This window comes from Mesorhizobium sp. M2A.F.Ca.ET.039.01.1.1 (genome assembly GCF_003998035.1).
GTDB lineage: Bacteria > Pseudomonadota > Alphaproteobacteria > Rhizobiales > Rhizobiaceae > Mesorhizobium.
Window position 1 is genome coordinate 1 of the sequence record NZ_RZRY01000688.1, and the last position, 3,233, is coordinate 3,233.

2 protein-coding genes and 1 pseudogene are annotated in these 3,233 nt (G+C 65.9%); 1 reads left to right on the forward strand and 2 read right to left on the reverse strand.

The window, feature by feature from the left end:
• Positions 1 to 134: 134 nt before the first annotated feature.
• Positions 135 to 2,150 carry an amidase gene (locus tag EOA24_RS31870; RefSeq protein ID WP_127410480.1) on the reverse strand — a complete coding sequence of 672 codons (2,016 nt, stop codon included), beginning with the start codon at positions 2,148 to 2,150 and terminating at the stop codon, positions 135 to 137.
• Positions 2,151 to 2,531: 381 nt separating this feature from the next.
• On the opposite strand from EOA24_RS31870, the gene EOA24_RS31875 reads away from it, so the two are divergent.
• Positions 2,532 to 2,633, forward strand: a complete 102-nt coding sequence (locus EOA24_RS31875; protein ID WP_112130457.1) for a putative RiPP precursor — start codon at positions 2,532 to 2,534, stop codon at positions 2,631 to 2,633.
• Positions 2,634 to 2,773: 140 nt separating this feature from the next.
• On the opposite strand, the pseudogene EOA24_RS31880 reads toward EOA24_RS31875, so the two are convergent.
• Positions 2,774 to 3,233 (reverse strand): annotated as a pseudogene (locus EOA24_RS31880) (hypothetical protein); the annotation flags it as partial.

The following is a 3,233-nucleotide window of genomic DNA, read 5'->3' on the forward strand; positions in this document are numbered from 1 at the left end:
CACCAGCCCATCCGCAAGGCTCAGTTGTCCAAGCACGCGATCGACCATCCGAATCATCTCCCCTTCATGCCGGACATACGGAATCACCAACTCAGTTCCGTGCAAAGCCCTCCCTGAGGGAGAAGGGAGAGGTGCTACCCAATCCCGCCCGTCACAACATACGCGCCGGCAGCGCGGCCATCCGGCGACTTCGCAATGGCCGTGACGATCGAGCCATATGAACCCCGCCAGACGCTGTGGAAACCTTGATGCGTCGCGGCGGGCACCACGATCCGGCCGGTGTAGCGGTTCCCGCCGGCCCGCATGATCACCGGCTCGCCGTTGACGTAGACTTTCACGACCGTTTCCGGCTCCGCCCGCTCGATCTCCAGCGCGATCGTGATCTCGTCGGTGTCACCGGCGGGGACCGTTTCGGCAGTCAGCTTCAGGGAAAACGGCGCGTCGCTAGCGCCCCTCCTCACCCCGCTGCCCGCCGCAAACACATCATCGGCAAGCGCGGGCGTGCGCGGCGGGGCGGTGCGGCGCTTGGTGGCGCGCTCATAGTCGCCGGCAATCATCAGCAGCGCCGTGTCGTCATAGGCCTTGCCGGCGAAGGTCAGGCCCACCGGCATGCCGATATCGGCCATGGCGCCCATCGGCACCGTCACCGTTGGGATGCCCAGATGCCGCCAGACAAGATTGCCATTGGCGACCCAGGTGCCGTTGCGCCAGGCGAGCCGGGCGGAGGCCTCGTTCACGTCGGCATCGGCCGGCCCGACATCGGCCACCGCCGGCAGCACCACGGCATCGAGGCGGTTGGCATCGAGCCACTCCTCGAAGTCGACGCGGCGCGTTGCCTCGAGGCCTTTCAGGCCTTCCCCGATGGCTGGGATATCTTCCAGTCGCGCCACGCCCCGCTTCGCCCGCTCGACATACTGCGCCAGATCGAAATCGGCCTCGCCGTAACGGTCGCGCAACGCGCCCGGCGGCTGCGGGAAGATCTTTGCGCCGTCGACCGAAGCAAGATCGGGGATGGCCGGGTCGGCATTGGCGCGCAGGAAATCGTCCCACGACCAGATCGACAGGTCCCAGATCTCGCGCTCGGCGAATTCCGGCGGCACCAGCCCACGGTCGACCATGGAGCGGGCGCCGGGACGATCGCGCTCGTAGTTGGAGACGACGGGGAAATCGACCTCGACCACTTCGGCGCCGAGCGCTTCCAGGTCGCGCGCCGCCTGCCGCCAAAGCTCCAGCACCGAGGCGCGCGTCTCGATCGGCCTGTCGGCGCCGTCATCCTTGCCGATATACATTTTGGGCACGCCCAGCCGCTTGCCCTTTAGCGCGCCTTGCAACGGAAGGGCGGTGTAGCTCGCCGGCCGCAGCGTCGAGACTTTCGGGATATCCACCCAGGGCTGGACGCGCCAGAAATCGCCGCGCGCCTCGGCATCGTCGGCGACGATCACGTCGAGCAGCACCAGCATGTCGGCGATGCTGCGCGTATGCGGCACCACCACATCCATGGTCGGCACCAGGGGCCAGTTGCCGCGCACCGAGATCACGCCGCGCGAGGGCGTGTAGGCGGTGAGCGCATTGTTGGAGGCGGGCGCGCGGCCGGACGACCAGGTTTCCTCGCCGAGCCCGAAAGCGGCGAGGCTGGCGGCGGTCGCGGTGCCCGAGCCGTTGGACGAGCCGGAGGCGAAGGCGGCGGTGAGGAAATCCTTGTTATACGGGCTCTCGGCGCGGCCATAGACGCCGCGCTGCATGCCGCCATTGGCCATCGGCGGCATGTTGGTGAGGCCGATCAGCACCGCGCCCGCGGCGCGCAGTTGGGCGATGGTGAAGGCGTCCTCCGTGGCGACGAGATGCTCGAAGGCCGGCGAGCCGGCGGCCACCGTCAGGCCCTTCGCCTTGTAACTGTCCTTGGCGGTGTAGGGGATGCCGTCGAGCGGTCCGAGCGCCTCGCCCGCGCGGCGGCGCCGATCGGATGCTTCCGCCTCCGCGAACATGTCCGGGTTGAGGACAGGCACGGCGTTCAGCGCGATGCCGTGACGGTCGTAATGGGCGATACGCCTGAGATAGGCCGCGACCAGCTCGACATTGGTGACGGTGCCGTCCTCCAGCGCGCGGCGCAGGTCGGCGATCGAGGCTTCGACGAGGTGGAGGGTGGGCATGGCACGTACCTTGGACTTGGCGGCCGGAACCGATCGAGGGCCGCGTTCCGTCACACCCCCTCTGCCCTGCCGGGCATCTCCGCCGCAAGGGGGGAGATTGATGTCACGATCGCTTTCGCCAATTTCCGGGCTGAAGTGTAAGCCGGCGCATGCTGCTGACCCCCTGCGGGGGAGACGGCCGAGCTTTGCCAAGACTAAGTGCGGGACATCATCGAGGCGAAGAATGTGGCTCGATAGAGAACCTTACGGACCCTGCCGGCCCACGACTGTGCGCGGAAAGCCACATTGCCCAGGAATAGCTGGACTGAATGGAAGGCGCATTGGTTGACAGCACACGATGTTATGGGATCATCCGGCAGGGATTTTGCAGGAGAGCTTGGCATGAAGAAAGTCTACGAGAAGCCCACTTTGGTTCTTAGAGGCAGGCTTGGGGCGATCACCGCCGCGAATGCGCCTGTGGTGTTGTCCAACCCGCCGCAATAATGCAAGGCATCCGCCGAAGAAGGAGCAAACATTCCTTGGCGTGATGGAATTCCAGAACGGCGTGCGGCCTCTTCCGGCCCCATTGCCGGGACAAGATGCCGATGGCAGTCCGCCGAAATGCCAAAGGGTGTCTACGCCGCTCAGCGCGCCAGCACTAGATCGTCCAGCACGAGCTGCCAGTGGTGCCTGGTGGAAACGCGCACACGCGTCACAGCCTTCAGCATGGGCGCGTAGTGAACCGGCGCCAATGCCGATAGCACCACCTCATCGCTGGCGACGAGTTCGTCGCCCAGCCAGCTTTCAATCAGCGCCACCTCCCCTTCCGATCTCAGCCAGGCGGCGGTCAACATGACCGAATGAAAGCCGAAGGGTGTGCTGCCGCCGAACTCGGCTGGGTGGCCGCTGCTGGTATAGGCTGCGTGGTTGCCCCGGATGCTGCCGTTGAGATAGCCTTCGCTCTCCTTGACGTAGTTTCTAGCGATGGCGTTGATGTTGCGCCACTCCAGGCCGGCATGGCCGGAAGGCACTTTCTTGAAGTCGAGTGATGTGACGTCGTCAAACCCGATCCGCGACAGCACGGCCTCGTCGGCGATTGCGTCC

Coding starts and splice junctions, on each gene's coding strand:
- EOA24_RS31870 (WP_127410480.1), bottom strand. CDS start 2,150: ATGCCCACCCTCCACCTCGTCGAAGCCTCGATCGCCGACCTGCGCCGC.
- EOA24_RS31875 (WP_112130457.1), top strand. CDS start 2,532: ATGAAGAAAGTCTACGAGAAGCCCACTTTGGTTCTTAGAGGCAGGCTT.